The sequence below is a fragment of the Paenibacillus sp. FSL W8-0919 genome (assembly GCF_038003785.1).
Classification (GTDB): Bacteria; Bacillota; Bacilli; order Paenibacillales; family Paenibacillaceae; genus Paenibacillus_AQ; species Paenibacillus_AQ lactis.
Map to the genome: position 1 here is coordinate 679579 of NZ_JBBOPV010000001.1, position 18970 is coordinate 698548.

The following is an 18970-nucleotide window of genomic DNA, read 5'->3' on the forward strand; positions in this document are numbered from 1 at the left end:
TCACCTCGTATCGATAATGTTATTTATCCGCCAGGGCTAGCTGTATTTAAAGATCGTTCCGAGCGTGGTGGAGCCGGGCCCGTACCGCTCATATGCGCCGGCCGCTTGCTCTACGGGAACGACGTGGGAAATAAGCGGTCTTACGGATATTCTTCCTTCCGCAAGCAGACGGATATATTCGGCGACATTGCGCCCTTCCGTCCAGCGTACGAAGCCGATCGGATAATCACGGTTCTCCAGCTCGTAGTTCGCATCGTAGCGCCCCGGACCGCCTGCCCGCGAGATGAGAACCTGCGCCTCCTTGGCGAACATCTTTTCCCTGGAGTACACGGTGGTCAAATCGCCGACAATGACGATTTTCCCCTTGTCCCGGATCCAACCCATCGAGGCGTTGATCAGCTCCTCTCCGGGGCCGCTTGCGCACAAAATAACGCTGTCCACGCCATGCCCGCCCGTCAAGCGCCGGATGCTCTCCTCCAGCTGCTCACGGCTATCGGCGGCATGCGAGATATACGCCCGCATCTCCTTCACCCGCTCCGAATTCAAGTCGAATCCGGCGACAGGGAAGGCTGCCGCATGCGCAATCTGGGCAATCAGCTGGCCGAGAATACCAAGGCCCACGACAACGGCAGATTCGCCGAAACGTAAGTCGGCCACCCGCAGCGCATGAATCGCGATCGCTCCGAGACCCGCGAATGCCGCTTCCTTGGGATCGACCCCATCCGGCACCGCTGCCGTCAAATTCGAAGGAACGGTCAGCACCTCGGCATGGCGCACATAAGGCGCCCCGTAACAGGCGACGCGCTGACCGACAGACAGGCCGCTGACGCGCTCCCCGATCGCTTCAATTATCCCGACCGCACTGTAACCCATCACCACAGGCTGATCGGAAGCTCTCTTGATAAACGTCATTTCGGTTCCCGGGCTCACGGCCGAATATTCGGTGCGTATTCGAACATGCCCTGCCGGCACTTCAACCGGCTCCTCGAGATCGGCAATGATCACATTGCCTTGAATCGTAGCCACCGCCTTCATATGATGCCTCCTGCTTCCTTGCGGCCCCTATTTCCCCGAGGTCTTACGGTACTCGCTCGGGGAGACGCCGCAATACTTTTTGAATGTCGTTGTGAACGTGGACGAGTTCGAATAGCCCGTCTTCTCGCCGATTTCAGCGATGCTGAGCTCCGTGTTGCGCAGATATTCCCGGGCATGGGCCAGCCGGACCTTGTTCAAATACTCCACGTAATTGACGCCGAATGTCTTCTTGAAATAATTCGAGAAATATTTGGAGCTTGTATCCAGCACCTCCGCCATATGGTCCAGATACAGGTTCTCCATATAATGAAGCTCGATATATTGAGAGATGAATGCCGGATTCAGCTTGCTGCGCGGATCGTGATTGCGCATATTCGCGACCACGCGAATCACTTCAACCAGCGCCTCCTGAATTTCCTTGTACGTAAACGCATGATCGACCTTGCGGATAAAGGCGCTTTCCAGCTGGAACAGCTCGCTGCGATCCGCGGAAGAGGATTCCGCCTGCTTCAGGACAAAGAAAAACATGCTCTTGGCAATATGAACCATCTGATGATGATGAATTTGCAGCGAGACGTTCTCCTGAATGATCTCATTGACGATCCGCAGCCCTTCATCCACCTTGCCGCTCAACATGCAGTTGCTCAGCTTCTCGATCTCCTGAAGCGGGAAATACAGCTCGGGGACGTACCGGATGCGTTCCGTGTCCACTATGACAGTCCCCTCATTCACATGCCGGTACAGCAGCCCTTCCTTAATATTTTCATAGGCTGCGCGGCAGTTGCTAATCTTGGACTCGTAAGCCCGGCTGACGCAACCCCATACCCCGAATGCCTGCAGATACCCTTGCTTCGCTGCCCCGAGGAATTCCTCGAACCGCTGCACCAGCTTCTTCCGTTCCGAAGGCTGGTCAAGGCCGATCAGCGCCAGAAACTGCAAATGCTCGATATGATACACAACCGCATGCTCGTAGCGCGCCGTCAGATCGCTTCGAATCGCTGCCGTCAATTCCTCCAGCACGAATCCGCCCTCCGAGTCCAGCTTGTCTTCCGGCTGCAAATAGATGGCCGCCATCACGAAATGCCTGCTCTGGAAAAAATGCGTGTACTGCTTCTGCATCTGAATTTCCTGCTCCCGCGAATGATTCTGACCGTCAAGGGTTTGCAGGAATACGCCCCTTCGTATTTCTTCGTCGACAAGGTCCATTTGCTTCTTCAGCGATTCGTTCTCCCGCTGGACCTTGATAATGCCGCTTTGAATTTTTACGAAATCGTTCCCTTTCAGCGTGCTGCCGCCAAGCAGCTTGACGATATTTTTGACAGGCCGGTACAGGTAGACGCTGAGCAGCAGCGACATCAGCACCGCCAGCACAATCGCCCCGTACATAATCCACTGATTGGCATCGGTGACGGAATCGATATTTTGAAACTTGTAAGGCAGCTTGTTGATATAGATATATCCGTTATACTCGGACTTGTAGAAATTGTACTCGTAATTGCCATGCGTCAGGGAAGCTTCCTGGGACGGGTTAAAATACACATCGTTCAAGATATCCACCAAATCCAGGTCCTTCTCCGTGCTCAGAATGACGTTACGGTTCGCATCCAGCACGATGAGCGAAGCGCCGGGGATCATCGAGTTCAGGTCGATGCCTTTCAGCAGCTTGTTCACGTTGATCAGAATCATGAGGTTCTTGTTCGATAACCGGACCTTGTTGCTATCCACCGCGATCATCAGATTTCGCCCGTACCCGGTGCTCTGATCCATGTAAACCTCGGCCGGAAATACCGTAAATTCGTGCTCGGAACGGGTAAGATTCTTCCAGAACATCGAATTGTAGCGCTGGGATGTGTAGCGTCTGTCAAAGAGGGCATCCAGGTTGCTCGTTCCCCGGGTCGTAATGGCAAGATCATGATCATCGAACGAGATGATCACGTCCTCCACGATATCAACATTGGACACAATGCTCGTCAGATTGTCCTGCAGGGTTATGACCTTCTCCATGTCAAGCCCTCCGCTGTCCGCCTGAATCCGGTCCGAAGGAAGCGCATGAATGTTGAAGATCAGGTTGTTGATGGAGGAGAAGCTGGTATCAAACGATTGAATGACGTTTTTGATCACCATGCGATTGTTATCGCTCACCTTGTCATAAATTCCGCTGATGGAATTTTTGTACACGATGTAATTGAATATGAACATGATGCCGATGACCAGTTGCAGAGCGAAGAAAATCTGAAGCAATCCTCTGTTGGCGATCAGTCGATTCATTATGGATTCACCTCTCTTGATGTCATCCCTTCATATTCAACACACATGGCCCGGGTCCCTTCACGATCAGCCTTTTTCAGAGCCGAGCATAACCCCCTTGGCAAAATACTTCTGCGCAAACGGATAGATCAGCAGCACCGGAATCATCGACAATACGATCGTTGCGTTCTTCATCGCCTGCGGGGCCAGCGCCGCCGCGTCGACCAGGCTCGGATTGCTGCCGTTCTCGCTGAAGATCAGCATATCGCGCAGCACCACCTGCAGCGGGTACAGCACCGAATCGTTCAAGTAGATCATCGGGATGAAGAAGCTGTTCCAGTGACCCATGAAGTAGAATAAACCGATGGAAGCGAGCGCCGGCTTCGAGAGCGGGATCACGATCTGGAACAGGATCCGGTACTCGGATGCGCCGTCGACGACAGCCGCCTCGCGCAGCGATTCCGACATATTCTCATAGAAGCTCTTCAGAATCAGAAGCTCGAAGGTCCAGATCGCATTCGGCAGCACCAAGGCCCACACGCTGTTCAGCAGCCCCAGCTCCGAGACGATCAGATAGTTCGGAATAATGCCCGGGTTCAAGAACATGGTGATGATGATGGCCAGCAAAAAGAACTTGCGTCCGAAGAAATTTTTGCGTGCCAGCGGGTAGGCCGCTACGGCCGTTAAGAGCAAGTTGATGGCCGTCCCGAGCGCCGTGTACATGATCGTATTCAGGTACGCGCGCGGCACCCGGTCGTCATTAAGCACCTGGGCATACGCGTCCAGATTGAAGCCCTTCGGGAACAGCGTAACATTCCCCTGCACCACCTCGGACGTCGCGCTGAGCGAAACGGCTGTAATATATATCACGGGATACACGGTAATGATAGCAAGACACGTCAGAATGATCGTGTTTACGACGCCGAACAATGAAATATTTCGAAGGCTGAATCGTTTGTTTACCATAGTCCGCTGCCTCCCAATCGCTTGCTGAAGTAATTAGAGGATAACAGCAGGATCATCGCGACAACGGCTTCAAACAAGCCTACGGCTGCGCCATAGCTGTAATTGCTCTCCATGAGTCCCTTCCGGTAGACGTAAGTAGAGAATACGTCGGCTACCTCATATGTCATCGGGCTGTAGAGCAGGAGCACCTTTTCGTAACCGATGCGAAGCATCGAACCCGTCTTCAGGACAAACATAATGATGATCGTCGGAAGAATAGCGGGAATCGTAATCCGAAAAATCATATGGTGCCGCTTGGCCCCGTCCACCTTCGCCGCTTCATACAAGGAAGGGTTGATGCCCGCGATCGCTGCCATATAAATGATCGCCTCATAGCCTACGGTCGCCCAGATGTCCGAGGAGACGTAAATGGTTCGGAACCAGCTGGGTTCCCCTAGGAAATAGATTTTCTCAAAGCCTAACGCCGCGATGAACTGGTTAATGATCCCTTGGTTCGGCGAGAGGAAATCGATAATCATGCTGCTGATGATGACCACCGACAGAAAGGAGGGGAGATAGCTGAGCGTCTGTACCGAACGCTTGAACCAGCGGACCCTAACCTCATTTAAGAGAATCGCCAAAATGATCGGAAACGGAAATCCGAAAATCAGATTGTATACGCCGAGAAGCAGCGTGTTCTTAAAGAGCAGCCAAAAGTCCGGACTGCTGAAAAATTTCTCGAAATGCTTAAGTCCCACCCATTCGCTTTCCATGATGCCGGTGAACACGCTGTAGTCCTTGAAAGCAATAATCAAGCCGTACAGGGGCCCGTAACGGAAAATAATATAAAACAACAGACACGGAATAAACAAAATTAACAGCTGCCGGTCCCGCTTCATATGCTGAAAGGCTGCAACCATTCGTCCGCCGATTCCCCCGCGGGGAGCGGCCGGCTTCATCTCTGTCCCTGCACTTGCCATGGTGTTCTTTCCCTCCTTAAGAAGATGAGCAGCACCCGGGTGCGAATCCCGGATGCCGCCATCAGCCTTATATCTGTTGCTGCTTACTTCGTAGCTTCATCCAGTCTCTTCTGAGCGGCATTGAAGATGTCGACCAGCTGCTTGGCGCCTTGCTTCTCGGCTTGCGTTTGCCATTGCTGCCACTGCGCGTCGCCGTAGTCTTTGTTCAGAATGTACTTCGCGTTGAATTCATCCGCCAATTTTTTCAGTGACGTCTGAATTTCCGCAATCGTGGCCGTTTCGTCGTCCGTGAAGTTCAGGACCGGATCCAGCGGCTCGAATTTGTTGCCGTTCAGCAGCTTATCCTGGGCTTCCTGCTCTTTCTCCGTATAGTTGAAGTACACGCTGCGTTTGTCGGCATTGACGTACAAGCCTTGCAGCCACAGTCCATAGCGGTCCTCCAGGACGCTGATATCCACCAATGGAACGTCCGTCAGCTCAGGATAAACGGCTTTATCGCCTTCGATTTTAAATGTCTCGCCTTCTACACCCATCGTTACCAGCGTTGCGCCGGACGGGCTCGTCAAGTAGTCCAGCAGCTTCAGGGCCGCTTCCTTATTATCATTGTTCGCAACCGCGATGCTGAAGCCGTTCGTAATGCTCTCGATCGTCTTGCCATTGCCCGTCGGGCCTACCGGATTGCCGTAACGCAGATCATAGTTCGGGTTCTGGTCCTTCACTTGGTTGTAGAACAGGTCAAGGCGGCCGATCCAGTCATAGGTAACGAAGGATTTATTACCGCTCGTCATCTTCGCGGTCCAGGAATCGTCGGTATCGGTCATAAATTCCGGATCGAGAAGACCCTCGTTGTACAGCTTCTTCATGAAGTCGAGCATTTCCTTATGCTCCGGCTGCACGGTCGCATATTTCCAAACCTTGGCCGCCTCGTCGTAATATACCGGATAGTTGGCGCCGCCCATGCCCCAGCCGTATGCCCAGTCGCGGAAAATATGCTCTTTCGTCTTGGAAGCGTAAGGATAGGAGTCCGGATAAGCCTCTTTCAGCTTCTTAAGCGCTTGGTAGAACTCCTCGGTATTCGTCCATTCCTTAATGCCGAGCTCGTCGAAAATATCCTTGCGGTACAGGAAGCCGTGGTTCACGTCACGGTTGATGTTCGCCACCGGCCAGGTATAGATGTTCCCGGATTCATCCCCATAGGAAGGAATGACCCAAGGATTCTCTTCGACATACATCCGCTTGAAATTCGGCAGCATGTCAAGGTGTTCGTTAATCGCCACAACCGCCTTCTGCTTGCCGATCTTCTTCAGCTCCGACGGCGTCAGGCCGTGGAAAATATCCGGCAGCTTGCCGGAAGCGACCGTTACCTTCAGCTTGTCGTTGAACGTGGCCGCCGAATACGCCTGGAAGTTGATTTTAATCCCGGTACGCTTCTCGATTTCCTTGGCCAGCAAAGAGTCATTGAGATTCGTCTTCTCGCTCACCACCATCCAAGTGAGGGTTGTCGGTTTATCCACCAGCGGCAGCGTGAGCCCGCCCGTATCTCCGTATTGGTTCGGATCGGCCGGTGCGGCCGGAGCAGGTGTTTCGCCTGAGCCGCCTCCCGCCTCCGGCGCAGCCCCTTTGCCCCCGCCGCTGCATGCAGCGAGCATCGACATGATAATGGTTAATACAAGTGCCATACGAAACCATGGTTTTGGTTTTCTCATATATGTGCTCCTCCTAAATCTGGATTTTCGTATTTGACTGAGTCATAAGATGCCTTCGTTATACTACCCCCGTCGTTTCCCTACTTCATTCTCGCTCAATCATGCCCTGCCGCGTGATGCGCTTAGATGATGACATTTCATCAGATGTTCCTGCGGGCGTTATCCCCTCCCAAGTCCTATCGTCCTGTGCAGCTTTTCAAGAATGTATTTCTTACTTTTCATAAAGCTGCCTTCGGGCTGAAGTCCATATTGCATTTTCTACCCGCCCTCATCATAAAAGCGCTTTCAGGTTTTCGTAAACCATCGTATTTCAGCCAGCTGGACTTTTTCCCTGCAGCCGATGTTAAAATCGCTGAATCCCTTGATATAGCAGGCTTTTTAGCTGTGTAGAAAATGCTAAAGCGGTAGAAATAGAACAAAAAACAAAGGGATTTCCCTCCGGAAATCCCTCACATTTCGTGTTCATTTGATGTTCATTTTCCCCTCCGAAATGGAGGCTGCGCGCATGGTTCAGCCGATCAAATTCGCGAATGACGGCGTCACATGAGCCGCTCTTTGCAGCCGCTCCGTCTGCTCTTCTCGGCAGCTTCGAGGAATGAGATCACCTCAAGCGTTTCCTCTGGCGGAAGAACGGTTCGCCGCTCGGTAAACATGATCATCACCTGCTCCAGCAGGCTGGCATACCACGGCTTATCCGATGCCCCAGCATCGATAAACCGGCAATCTTCGCTTCGATGGATCAACGCCGTGAATCTGCCGGTGCCCCTCCGGCTCCCGCGTACCGTTCCGATGCGGCCATCTTCCCAGACGCCGGTGATCAGCTCCTCTGTTTCCGTAGAGACCGCAGTAACCTCCTTGGCGCCGCTCCCCATCACGGCATACAGCATCTCGACGGCGTGAATGCCGTACCAGAAATAGTGGGACTGGGTCGGCTGCACATCCATCGGCCCCGATACGTCGGTGCCCAGAATGCTGCCGCGGCCTTCTCCGACAAGCTCCTTAGCGAGCGCATCCGCATAGCGGAGCGAGGAGGAGCTCATCAGCGGCACGCCGGCGCTGTACGCTGCGGCGAGGATCTCCTTCGCTTCATCCGTGCGCAGCGCCAGCGGCTTGTCGATGAACACCGGCTTGCCGTAAGAAGCGATCGAGCGGAACTGCCGCAGGTGTACCCGCCCATCTGCCGACAGCAGAAGGACGGCGTCACAAGCGGCAGCCACCTCTTCCGGCGTATTCAGAATCGCAACGTCGAATTGCTCCTTGATCTCCTTCGTGAAGCCGTCCACCCGGCCGGCGCTAAGCGGAAAGTCCGGCGATCCTCCGGGGAACGCAGCCGTAACCCGGCCGCCCGGAATATGGTACGGGTGTCCGGGATCGTTCAGCAGCCGGGTAAACGCGACCGCGTGGGACGTGTCCAGTCCGATAATGCCGATATTCAACAGCGTCATATCCGGTTACTCCCCCTTCCCTTTTGCACCCTTCTCGCGCAGCTTCTTGCCTTCCTTCCCGTAGAGGTCCTTTAAAATTTTCTTGCCGGTCGGCGTCTGTGCAAGCCCGCCCTTCGCGGTCTCCCGGTGCTTAGCCGGCATGGCCGTGCCGACCTCCAGCATGACATCGATCACTTCATCAGACGGGATGACGCTTCGAACGCCGGCCAGCGCCATATCCGACGCCGCCAGCGCCGTAACCGCGCCGAAGCCGTTGCGAACGATGCACGGAATCTCTACCAGACCGCCGACAGGGTCGCAGATGAGGCCCAGCGAGTTCTTCAGTGCAAGCCCTACCGCATGGACCGCCTGCTCCGGCGTGCCGCCACGAAGCTCCGTCAATGCGCCGGCGGCCATGCCGATCGCAGAGCCTACTTCGGCCTGACATCCGCCCTCGGCGCCCGAAATGAATGAATTGTTCGCAATGACATATCCGATGGCGCCTGCACTGAACAGCCCCATCACCAGATGATCGTCATCCCAGCCAAATCGCTGCTGCGCGCTGACGAACACGCCGGGAATGATGCCGCATGAGCCGGCGGTTGGCGTGGCCACGATCCGTCCCATGGACGCGTTCACTTCCGATACGGACAGCGCATAAGCGAGCGCTGTACACGCATCCGTGCCGAGCGCCGGCACGCCTGTTGACAAATATTCATGAACCCGGACGGCATCGCCCCCGGTCAAGCCGCTCTTCGACGGAACCGGCTCATGAATGCCCCGGTGAACCGCCTCTTTCATAATGCCGTAATAATCGGCCATTTGCTTGAATGTCTCTTCCCGGCTTTTGCCGGTTTCCTTGATCTGCTCCTGCAGCATCAGCTGCCCGATCGTCACTTGATCCTTCTCGCAGCAGGCAATGATGTCCTTCAATGTGGAAAATTTCATGACGCCGCCTCCTCTGTCGTCAAATCCGCGAACACGACGCGATGCACGCCAGGCAGGCCCTCGATATGCTTCATCAGCTCCTGCGGAACCGCCTCGTCCGATTCGACGACGGTCAGGGCATCACCGCCTCGTCCCTTGCGATCCACATCCATATAGGCGATATTGACGCCTCCGCCCTCGAGCAGGCGGGTGATATGCGCCACCATGCCCGGCGTATCGTCATGGAAGACCAGCAGCACCGGATAGTTGGTCGTGAACTTGACGTCAAAGCCGTTCACCCGCAGCATCTCAACGCTCCCTCCGCCTATGGAAGCGCCTACAATGCGATCTTCGCGCTCTCCGCTGATTAGTCTCAGCTCCACCGTATTCGGATGGAAAGCGACATTCTGCGCCGTCTTGAAGGTCAGCTTCATGCCTGCCGCCTCGGCCAGCTCAATCGAGCTTCGGATGCGCATATCGTCCGTGGCAAAATCCAGCAGTCCGCCGACGACGGCCAGGTCCGTGCCGTGACCGCGGTAGGTATCGGCAAAGGAGCCGTAAAATACAATTTCCGCCTGGTCGGGGAACGCGCCGAATATGCGCCGCGCAGCCCTTCCGATCCGGACGGCCCCGGCGGTGTGGGAGCTCGACGGCCCCACCATACTCGGCCCGATAATTGAAAACACATCTTTAAACCGCATACGCGATTCCCCACTTTCGACTATTCTGCCCTCATTGTATCAGTCCGAAAGCCATTCTTCCAAGTGCTCGCGAATAAAGTCGTCGTCATTCAGATGCGGATAATCACGATAGACCCGATCAATTTCCTCGGCCTGTCCCGGCGACAGCGTCTCATGCGGATTCAGGCACCAGGTGCCCTTCAGCAGCCCTTGGCGCCGGAGAACCTCGTGAATTCCCGGGATGCATCCGGCGAACCCATGCGCGGGGTCAAAGAAAGCCGCATTGCAATCCGTAATCTCGACATTGCGCGTCAGCCATTCCTTGGAGAGGCTTCCGGCTTTTCTCGCCTCCTTGATTTCCTCCAGCAGCTCGACCGCTTTCTGCGTCCAAACAGCCCAGTGGCCGAGCAGTCCGCCGACGATCCCCTTCTCTACAGCAACCCCGTCGACCTGAAAACGGTACGTGCTCAGCAGATCGTTCACGATATTATCGTCATTGCCGGTATACAGCGCGATCTCGTCCCGGCGGCTGGAGTAGCAGACGGCACGAACGACATCGATCGTCTGGTACCGGTTAAACGGCGCCATCTTGATGGCCACGACGTTCGGAATTTCGGCAAAAGCCCGCCAGAAATCGAAGGAGAAGATCTTTCCGCCGACCGATGGCTGAAGGTAGAAGCCGATAACCGGCATTTTAGCGGCGATCGCCTCGGTCCGCTTCAGGATGTCTGTCTCGCTCCAGCCGTCAAGACCGCCCATGCTGAGCAGCACCGCATCATAACCGAGCCTTCTGGCGGTCTCCGTCTCCTCGAGCGCTTGCGGAGTCGGTCCGCAGACGCCCGCGACCAGGATGAACGGACGCTCAAGCTTGGCCTTGCCGATTTCTTCGGCCGCAAGCCGCAGCACCGGCTCGTATAGATCAATGCCGGGCTCGCGAATTTCGAACTGGGTCGAATGCACGCCGACCGCAATGCCGCCGGCACCGGATGCCGCATAGTAACGGGATAAGGCCCGCTGACGACGTTCGTCCAGCTTACGGTTCTCGTCCAAGGCGAGGGGGTGAGCCGGAATGACGAGCCCTTGATGGAGGGCCGCTAATTTTTCGGGCGCCAATTGCAAGGTTGTGGTTGTCAGTCCGCTCATTTAGAATTTCCCCTTTCTCTCTTGGAAGTGTGTCGGCTTGTTCCAGCTTTCGCCGCCAGCCTGTACCCATGCTGCGGTCCAGTCGATCATCTGCAGCAGGGATACCTTCGGATAGCCGAACAGCTGGTGCGACTTCGACGCGTTATTCAGCAGCGCCGTTTCGGATTCCGTGCCGATAAACTGCGCCTCTTTCCCCATCCGTTTGGCCAGTTCCTGTGCCGCCCAGCGGATCGACATCGTCTCCGGTCCGGTAATGTTAATGATTTCGGGCGGAGTGCTGCAATGCAAGAGAGATCGGAGCGCCATCGCGTTGGCATCCCCCTGCCATATAATATTCGCGTGCCCCATCGCCAGGTGAATCGGGCGGTCCTCATGGATGGCCTTGGCCAGCTCATGCAGTACGCCGTACCGCATATCGATCGCGTAGTTGAGACGGTATATGGCCATCGGCGTTCCATTCTGATGGGAGAAATATTCAAAGACCCGCTCCCGGCCCAGGCAGGACTGCGCGTACTCGCCGATCGGCTCCGGCGCAACCGATTCGTCCACACCGCCGCTCCCTACCGGGGAGAAGGGGTACACATTCCCCGACGAGAACACCACGATCCTCGATTGCTTGAACTTCTCAGCCACCCGCCCAGGCAAATACGAATTCATTGCCCAGGTGAAATACTCGCGGCCGGTCGTGCCGAACTTATTCCCGGCCATATAAATGACGTTCGGGGCCTCCGGCAGCTGCTGCAGCTCCCCATCGTTCAGCAGGTCGCACGAGATCGTGTGGACGCCCGCTTCCTCCAGCTCGCGTCTAGCCTCCTGGTTCGAGAACCGGGACACACCAATGATCCGTTTACCCCCGCCTCCTTCGCGGACAGCGTTCGCCGCCAGTCTCGCAAGGCTCGGACCCATCTTCCCACCGACGCCAAGTACCACAATATCTCCATCCAATGACGCCAGATCGGCGACCAGCTGTTCCGAAGGCTCAGCCAGCTTCGCTTCTAGTTCTGCAACTGTCAACATCATTCCATCTCCTCCTCGTATTGATTCCCTTTCATCATACGGGGGGATATTATATAAAGACAAATCTTTAAATCGTCTTTAAATAAATGGATGTTAGGGCAAGCACGCAAAATGTTTCTGCAATCGCTGCAGGTTTCAGATTTCTTGACGGTATAGAACCTGGCACAGTAGAAATCTGAAACCAAAGGCGACTGCCTGCATCGTATTCTTAAGTTTAACTCTTGCCGTTATTCGTCTTTCCTTTCGTTTTCCTCGTCCTGTGGGCCTTCCGGATGCCTTTCCTCAAACGTCGGCCCGTTATTGAGCAGCTTTCGCTTTTGGGCAGCCTCTTCCCGTTTCCGCTGCCCCGATTTTCGAACCAGCCATAGGATGAGCAGGACGAGGGCCGCGATGACCAAGACGGGAAGCGAGCCGGAAAGGATGACGATCATCCATTGGACGATGATGGTGATCACGTCGATGCTGCCCTGAAAGGCTTCGGAGACCCGCTGGCCGAGCGGCGCCTGGGCGGCGGAGGACTTGGGATCATCCTTTTTTTGCGGCGTCTCGTAAAGCCTGATTTCTACGGTGGAATACGACACGTTTTGGTCAATGTACCGCATCCGGCCCTTCATCTGCTCGATTTCTGATTGAATGCGCTCCAGCTCGTTGGCAAAAGCAACAAGGTCGGTCGTTTTGGTCGCCTTCTTCATGAAGGCTACGTACTGCTCCTCCATGATTTGCTTGGCCTTGAGCCTGGATTCCAGATCGACATATTCCTCGGTCGCGTCCTGCCCCTCGATGCTTCGCTGCAGGTTTTCATGCGCAATGTTCTCCAAACGGTTTAAGAAGGAGGAGAAGCCGTTTGCAGGAACCTTCACAATAAACGTGCCGCCTCTTTCGCTGCTGGACTGGGTTTCGCTGAAATTCACGATATAGCCGCCTGAAAGCGTCACGATGTTCCGGACTTCCGACTGCGCTTTGCCATAATCCTGAATCTCCATCACGATATTCGCTTTGTACATCAGCTTTTTGTTAAGCCCGTTTGACAGATCCTGCGAATTAATGCCCGCGCCGGAAGTCTGAGCAGGCGATGGCATATTCGGAAGCTCGGCATCCGCCGAGGCCGGTTCCTCGGCATTGTGACCGCTTTTCACCGACGTTACGTTTTTCGCCGACGCACCTCCGTCTGTGTTTGAAGTCCGATCCGCCGAGGCTGATTGCGTTTCGGCTTCCGGGGCTCCCCCGGCGCTTTCGCTTTTGCCTTGAGAACCCGATGAGCAGCCGCTGACCAGCAACACGATAAGCATCAACGCAGCAATCCATGAACTCCGCTTTCTCATCCTTTAACCCCCTATATATGGATATTTCCCGTTTTAACTACTAACGGTTCCATCATATGGAAGGTTGCGGATCCGGCTATAAGAAATTATCAAGGCGAGTCTTACGGCTCGCAATATGCCGCGTTTATCCCCTTAACTCCGCATATGCGCTCGGCAATTCGGCTTAGGACACCATCTTAGCCCCACCTGCTCCAATTCCGCTTTTGATGATGTAGTCCATCGCCAAAAGCGCCTCCTCCGTCGCATAACGGAAGAGGCGCCTGTTCTCAGAGCAATTCCACAGAGCTATTCCAAAAACGTAAATCTGAAAATCTGTCTTGGTCTTCCCCGAGGCACCTTCTCGATCCCCGAAATTTCGACAAGACCGTGGTCGGTCCACAGCTGCAGCAGCCGATGCGCGCTCCGCACCGTAATATCCAGCAGATGCGCAAGCTCATGGACCTTGTACTCATACTTGCCGGAGCGGGCCCGCTGGTTCAGCAGCTTGCTCAAATACGCGCTTGTCATCCCCGCATCCTCCGCCCGCTTGATCAAGGCCGGATCCGTCACGGATAGCACCTCCTGAACCGGATCGGCCATCTCCAGCGGGCCGATCAGCGTTCCGTCCTCCCGGACGATGAAGCAGGCGTTGCCGCCGACCTCCTTCGCCTTCCGCATGGCGATGCGGGCATTCGTCCCCGCCATGCTGGCCGATCTGCCAAAGCCCATCCCGATGCTCAGCGAGATCCCGTAGGTCTTGTTCACGTCCTTGGCCAGCGGAATGGTCTTATACCCGCCGCTCTCCCGCTCAAAGATCCCCCGTGTCGTAAAAAACAAATATTCATCCCCGCCCAGATGGGTCAAATACCCATCGAGCGATTCCACATAATCCAGCACCATCCGGTGGATGTCGAGCTTCAGCTTCTGCACCTCGTGCTCATTGCTGCGGCGAAGCGCCTGGGCTCCGAAATCATCGACATTGATCATGCCGACAACGATTTGCCCTTCCCGGCTTCGGCGGGATGCCGTAGATAACAATGCCCGCTCCAGCGACACCACGATATCCTGATCCGAGGGAAGCAGCCATTCATGCGGAATACCAAGGGCGGCCAGCTCCCTGGCGACCGATTCGACGCCGGTAAGCGCAATGGAGCATGCACCCGATTCGTACTGGGCTTGGTGGAAGGCGGTTATGTGCTGCTTAGGGGCATATGCCGGCCCATCGTATACGACGGCCCGTACCGAAGGGATGCGTAAATCCTTCAGCGTGCGCACAACCATCGTTTCCGTCAGCGTATCCACGGATACTCCGCCCGCAAGCTCCCCTTTCTGGCTGGCTGAGAACAACGCTTTATACAAGCCGGCATCGGTGACCGGCACATAATGAACGGGGATCGCCAAGCGCCCGCTCTCCTTTACCTTCCGCTGCGACAACGGATCGGAGAGGAACAATACCTCCACCTCATCACTGATTCGCTGAGCCAAGGCAGGCGCTTCATCTTCTTCCTGAAATACCAGCGGCATCGGGTCGAAGGACGGAAAAGTGTCCATGATCTTCATGATTTTATCGACAATGGTCTGCGTCCCAATAATCCCGATGCGAATTTGCTGAACCTGCAGCCGGCTGCTCTCACTCACGATCCTTCACTCCCGTTGTTTTCGGTTTGCACCGGCGATTCGAGTTAATCAAGCCGGCATGGTTACCTAAATCATACCTGCTATCGAAAATTTGGCAAGTTATGAAGCCAAAGTGAATCCATCTCCCAGCATGATGGGATCGAACGAAGCTTTGTACATGGAGTACAAAAAGTAGCACTCCGCACTTCGTGATTTCAAGCAAATGAACAAAAAAACGCTGACCCCCATCCCGGCCGATTCGGACCGAAAGATGAAGCGGTCAGCGTTTGCTCGTTCATACCTAAGAGATACACAAACAATCGTCGTTACCGTCCCCAAGGCGCCCCGGGATCTCCCAAAAGTCTACATATCCTGAATCGGCAGTCCGATTTCGACCGATGTTCCTTTTCCCGCTTCGCTTCGAATGGTCATCGTCCCGTCATGGGTTTCAAGAATCCGGTGAACGATCATCATCCCGAGGCCGTTCCCTTCGGGCTTCGTTGTATGAAACGGCTCCACGATCCGGGAAAGCACATCCTCCGTCATGCCGGTGCCGTTATCGGTAAAGGTAATCCGCTGATACCCTTCCCATACATCCAAACGAACATGAATATGGCCGCCGTAAGGCAGTGCCTCCATCGCATTTTTCAAAATATTCAGGAACACCTGCTTGATCTGATTCCGGTCGCAGCGGATGGTGGCGCTCTGCTCAAGGGTGCGGGTTATTTCAATGTCATTCAATTCGGTCTGAATTTCGAACAGCTGGAGCACTTCCTCCAAAATTCCGCCGCAATCCTCAAGCTTGAACACCGTCGCCTGGGGCTTACCCAGTATCATAAATTCCCCCACGATGAGGTTGGCCCGTTCCAGCTCGGACATCATCAAATCATAATGGCGCAGGTTATTGTCCCGATGTGCCAGCTGCAGCAGCCCTTTGACCGTTGTTAGCGGATTGCGGACTTCATGGGCAATGCTCACGGCCACCTGTCCGGCAAAGACCAGCTTCTCCGTATTGCGAAGCACTTCCTCCGTTCGCTTCATCTCCGTAATGTCCCGCAGGGTGCCGATCACGCGGATGAGATTGCCCTCCCGGTCGTAGACCGGCTGCACATCCAGCATATAGTGATGAATATCCCCGCCAAGCTCCATGGTCAGCTCGGCGCCGATGCAGGATTTCCCCTTGTGAATGACCTGCTCATAATACCGGCTGATCGGAGGAATCTCAAATATCGGCCGGCTCACATAGTTCGAACGGTCGCCATCATCCGGACAGAGCAGCCTTAAGCTGCAATCGTTCATCTTCAGAATCCGCCCGCTGTCGTCGGTAATGATGACGCCGTGGTACTTTGTATCCATGAGCACCTGATTCAGAGTCTGAAGCTGGGTGTTCTGCTTCCGGGTAAACATTTCGCGCTCGAGCGAATCCGCCATTGTGCAGAGCAACGCAAGCAGGTGAGGATGCTCGTGCTCGATATCGGTCATGAGGGAGAGCGTGCCTAGAATCCTTGAGCCGTCTTCGCCGCGGAAAGGAGCGGAATAACAGGCCATCCGCTGGAGAATGTGATGATAATGATCCTCTCCGACTAACCGGAACGGGCGCTTGTGCTGAAGGCACAGATGCACCGAGCTCGGGCCGTTATGTTCGTTATACCCGAGCCCTTCTCCGATTCCCAATTCTCTCACCGTTTCAATAATGGCAGGATCCCCTGCAAGATCAAGCACGTACCCGTCATCATCCGTTAGCGTAATGGTGACCGGATTGCCTGAGCCGGAGGAGAGAAATTTCCGAACGAACATTTGCGTGACTTCGATATATTCCTTATATTTTTCACGCCTTGCGGCCAATGTCTCGGGATCCAATCGATCAGGATGAGATGGAAGAAACGCCGGATTCATCCCTTTATCTTTGCACTGCTGTTTAGCATCCTGTATAATCTCCCGATCTGTGATTTCACCGTATTGATTCTCCACAAGCGTGTACCCCTTTATATTACGTTTCATCTATTTAAGCATAGCTCTTTAATACAATCAGAGGGCTCAACACAAGACCCTGCGGCCTGCCCTCTGCCTAATATATCTAACATTATCATACCATAACGGCTTGTCTCCGCCCTTGGCTTTTTTTGGCCGTTTGGATTCGATCACCATGATCCGGATGTCGGATAAGGAACTAAGATATAAGTTCATGAAAAAAAGCGGCGCAGGATTAACCTGCACCGCCATGCTATTCAAGCCGTAATTCGTTTACGGTAAGCTTGGATCTACCGTATTGCCATTTACCTGTAACCGAAGCATTCTGCCTTCTTGGAGCCTACTGGTTCAGCAGAAACTCCTCGCCTGCGATTCCCGGGGAGGTCATGTGATACGGATCCAAAATAACCTCGACCTGCTCCTCCGTCAACAGACCCTGCTCCAGAATGATCTCCCGGATGCTCTGGCCCGTCTTCTGTGCTTCCTTCACCAAGCGGGACGCCACATCATAACCCAAATGCGGATTCAATGCGGTAATGATGCCGTAGCTGGTATCAACGAAGTGCTTGCAGCGTTCCTTATTGGCCTGCAGGTCAACCACCAGGTTCTTGTAGAACACGTCCATTCCGTTTCTCAAAATTTTAAGGGAATGCATCAAATTGTTCGCCGCTACCGGAACCATGACATTAAGCTCGAACTGTCCCGCTTCGCAAGCCAGACTGATCGTATGGTCGTTTCCGATCACCTGGAAGGCGATCTGGTTCATTACTTCGGCCATCACCGGATTAACCTTACCTGGCATAATGGAAGAGCCCGGCTGTCTTGCCGGCACGTTCAGCTCATTCAACCCGGCTTTCGGCCCTGAAGCCATTAAGCGGATGTCGTTGCACATTTTCGAAATATTCACGGCGCATACCTTCAAGGCAGCCGAGAGCTCCATATAAGCATCGGTATTCTGGGTAGCATCGACGAGGTCCTCGGCCTGCTTCAAGGTGAATCCCGTCTGTTCAACCAGATGCTTCACCACGCTGTCCATATAAGCCGGCGTTGCATTCAGTCCTGTTCCAACCGCTGTCGCCCCCATGTTCACGACGAGCAGCCCTTGCGCAGCCCGATCAATCCGGGCGATATCCCGGCTGAGCACGTTGGCGTACGCCCCGAACTCCTGCCCCATCCGAATCGGAACCGCATCCTGCAGATGCGTGCGTCCCATCTTGATCACATCATCGAACTCCCGGGCCTTCGCCCGAATACCATCCACCAGCGTCCGGAATACCGCGAGCAGCTCCTGCGCCAGGCGGTAAGAGGCAATGCGGATTGCGGTCGGAATGGCATCGTTCGTGGACTGCGACATATTGACATGATTGTTAGGATTGCAGTAAAAGTATTCCGCCTTCTGCTTCCCTAGAAGCTCCAGTGCACGATTCGCCAAAACCTCATTCATATTCATATTAATCGAGGTGCCTGCTCCGCCTTGAATCGAATCCACGATGAATTCCGAACGGAGATTGCCTGCGATAATTTCATCTGCTGCTTCAACAATGGCTTGGCCGATTTTCTTCGGCAGAAACCCGAGCTCCATATTGGCCAGGGCTGCCGCCTTCTTCACTTCCCCTAGCGCAGAGATCAGCTCTGCGTGGATCGGCACGCCGCTTATCGGAAAGTTCTCAACCGCTCTGACGGTATTAATGCCGTAATAAGCTTCAGCCGGAAGCTGTTTTTCCCCCAGAAAATCTTTTTCAACCCGAAATTGCATACCCATGGACAATCACCATCGCCTTTTCTTTTTTTGTAAATGCAGGGAACCTGCTATCATCCATCATGCCCGGATATATATAGAATTCTGCTTGAAACGGGAAAATCCTCTAACTCCCCCTCTATAGTTTACGTCCGATGTCAGGGAAGATTGATCATTTTGTGCGGATGTGCAAGCAATCGCCGGTCTGAAGGCAGGCCTTTAGGGAGATGGAATGACGC

Annotated in this window: 15 protein-coding genes; 1 reads left to right on the forward strand and 14 read right to left on the reverse strand. The window is 54.5% G+C overall.

Annotated elements, in window-relative coordinates; translation table 11 throughout:
* Positions 1–36: 36 nt before the first annotated feature.
* The 5 genes from NST44_RS02900 to NST44_RS02920 form a co-directional block, all read right to left on the reverse strand.
* The gene (locus NST44_RS02900) at positions 37–1035 is read right to left on the reverse strand and encodes a zinc-dependent alcohol dehydrogenase (RefSeq protein ID WP_007130593.1); all 999 of its coding nucleotides are present in this window, start codon (positions 1033–1035) and stop codon (positions 37–39) included.
* A gap of 27 nt (positions 1036–1062) precedes the next feature.
* Positions 1063–3303: a helix-turn-helix domain-containing protein gene (locus NST44_RS02905; RefSeq protein WP_007130594.1), complete on the reverse strand. Its 2241-nt coding sequence runs from the start codon at positions 3301–3303 to the stop codon at positions 1063–1065.
* A 66-nt stretch (positions 3304–3369) separates the two neighbouring features.
* Complete coding sequence (locus NST44_RS02910; RefSeq protein ID WP_007130595.1) at positions 3370–4248, reverse strand: carbohydrate ABC transporter permease; 879 nt, start codon at positions 4246–4248, stop codon at positions 3370–3372.
* Entirely contained in the window at positions 4242–5207 is a 966-nt protein-coding gene (locus tag NST44_RS02915) for an ABC transporter permease (protein WP_007130596.1), read from the reverse strand. The genes NST44_RS02910 and NST44_RS02915 overlap by 7 nt, the downstream gene beginning before the upstream one ends.
* Before the next feature lie 83 nt (positions 5208–5290).
* Positions 5291–6913, reverse strand: a complete 1623-nt coding sequence (locus tag NST44_RS02920) for an extracellular solute-binding protein (RefSeq protein WP_007130597.1) — start codon at positions 6911–6913, stop codon at positions 5291–5293.
* A 126-nt stretch (positions 6914–7039) separates the two neighbouring features.
* Here NST44_RS02920 and NST44_RS02925 point away from each other — a divergent pair, with 126 nt between their 5' ends.
* Positions 7040–7303, forward strand: coding sequence for a hypothetical protein (locus NST44_RS02925; protein ID WP_040738803.1), 264 nt, complete (start codon positions 7040–7042; stop codon positions 7301–7303).
* Between the two features lie 149 nt (positions 7304–7452).
* Here NST44_RS02925 and NST44_RS02930 read toward each other — a convergent pair whose 3' ends face one another.
* The 9 genes from NST44_RS02930 to NST44_RS02970 form a co-directional block, all read right to left on the reverse strand.
* Positions 7453–8358, reverse strand: coding sequence for a Gfo/Idh/MocA family protein (locus tag NST44_RS02930; protein WP_007130598.1), 906 nt, complete (start codon positions 8356–8358; stop codon positions 7453–7455).
* Positions 8359–8364: 6 nt separating this feature from the next.
* Positions 8365–9285, reverse strand: coding sequence for an L-serine ammonia-lyase, iron-sulfur-dependent, subunit alpha (sdaAA, locus tag NST44_RS02935; RefSeq protein ID WP_007130599.1), 921 nt, complete (start codon positions 9283–9285; stop codon positions 8365–8367).
* Positions 9282–9965, reverse strand: coding sequence for an L-serine ammonia-lyase, iron-sulfur-dependent subunit beta (sdaAB, locus tag NST44_RS02940; protein ID WP_007130600.1), 684 nt, complete (start codon positions 9963–9965; stop codon positions 9282–9284). The genes sdaAA and sdaAB overlap by 4 nt, the downstream gene beginning before the upstream one ends.
* Before the next feature lie 39 nt (positions 9966–10004).
* A complete protein-coding gene (locus NST44_RS02945) occupies positions 10005–11087 on the reverse strand; it encodes a dihydrodipicolinate synthase family protein (RefSeq protein WP_007130601.1) in 1083 nt (360 codons plus the stop codon).
* Entirely contained in the window at positions 11088–12104 is a 1017-nt protein-coding gene (locus tag NST44_RS02950) for an NAD-dependent epimerase/dehydratase family protein (RefSeq protein ID WP_007130602.1), read from the reverse strand. It lies immediately after the preceding gene.
* 227 nt (positions 12105–12331) lie between these two features.
* Positions 12332–13426: a DUF4349 domain-containing protein gene (locus NST44_RS02955; protein ID WP_007130603.1), complete on the reverse strand. Its 1095-nt coding sequence runs from the start codon at positions 13424–13426 to the stop codon at positions 12332–12334.
* Between the two features lie 285 nt (positions 13427–13711).
* On the reverse strand, positions 13712–15043 hold the full coding sequence (locus tag NST44_RS02960) for a hypothetical protein (RefSeq protein WP_007130604.1): 1332 nt from the start codon (positions 15041–15043) through the stop codon (positions 13712–13714).
* A gap of 342 nt (positions 15044–15385) precedes the next feature.
* Positions 15386–17023 (reverse strand): ATP-binding protein, encoded by a 1638-nt coding sequence (locus NST44_RS02965; protein ID WP_007130605.1) that lies wholly within the window; start codon positions 17021–17023, stop codon positions 15386–15388.
* A 310-nt stretch (positions 17024–17333) separates the two neighbouring features.
* Entirely contained in the window at positions 17334–18755 is a 1422-nt protein-coding gene (locus tag NST44_RS02970) for an aspartate ammonia-lyase (RefSeq protein ID WP_007130606.1), read from the reverse strand.
* Between the last annotated feature and the right edge of the window lie 215 nt (positions 18756–18970).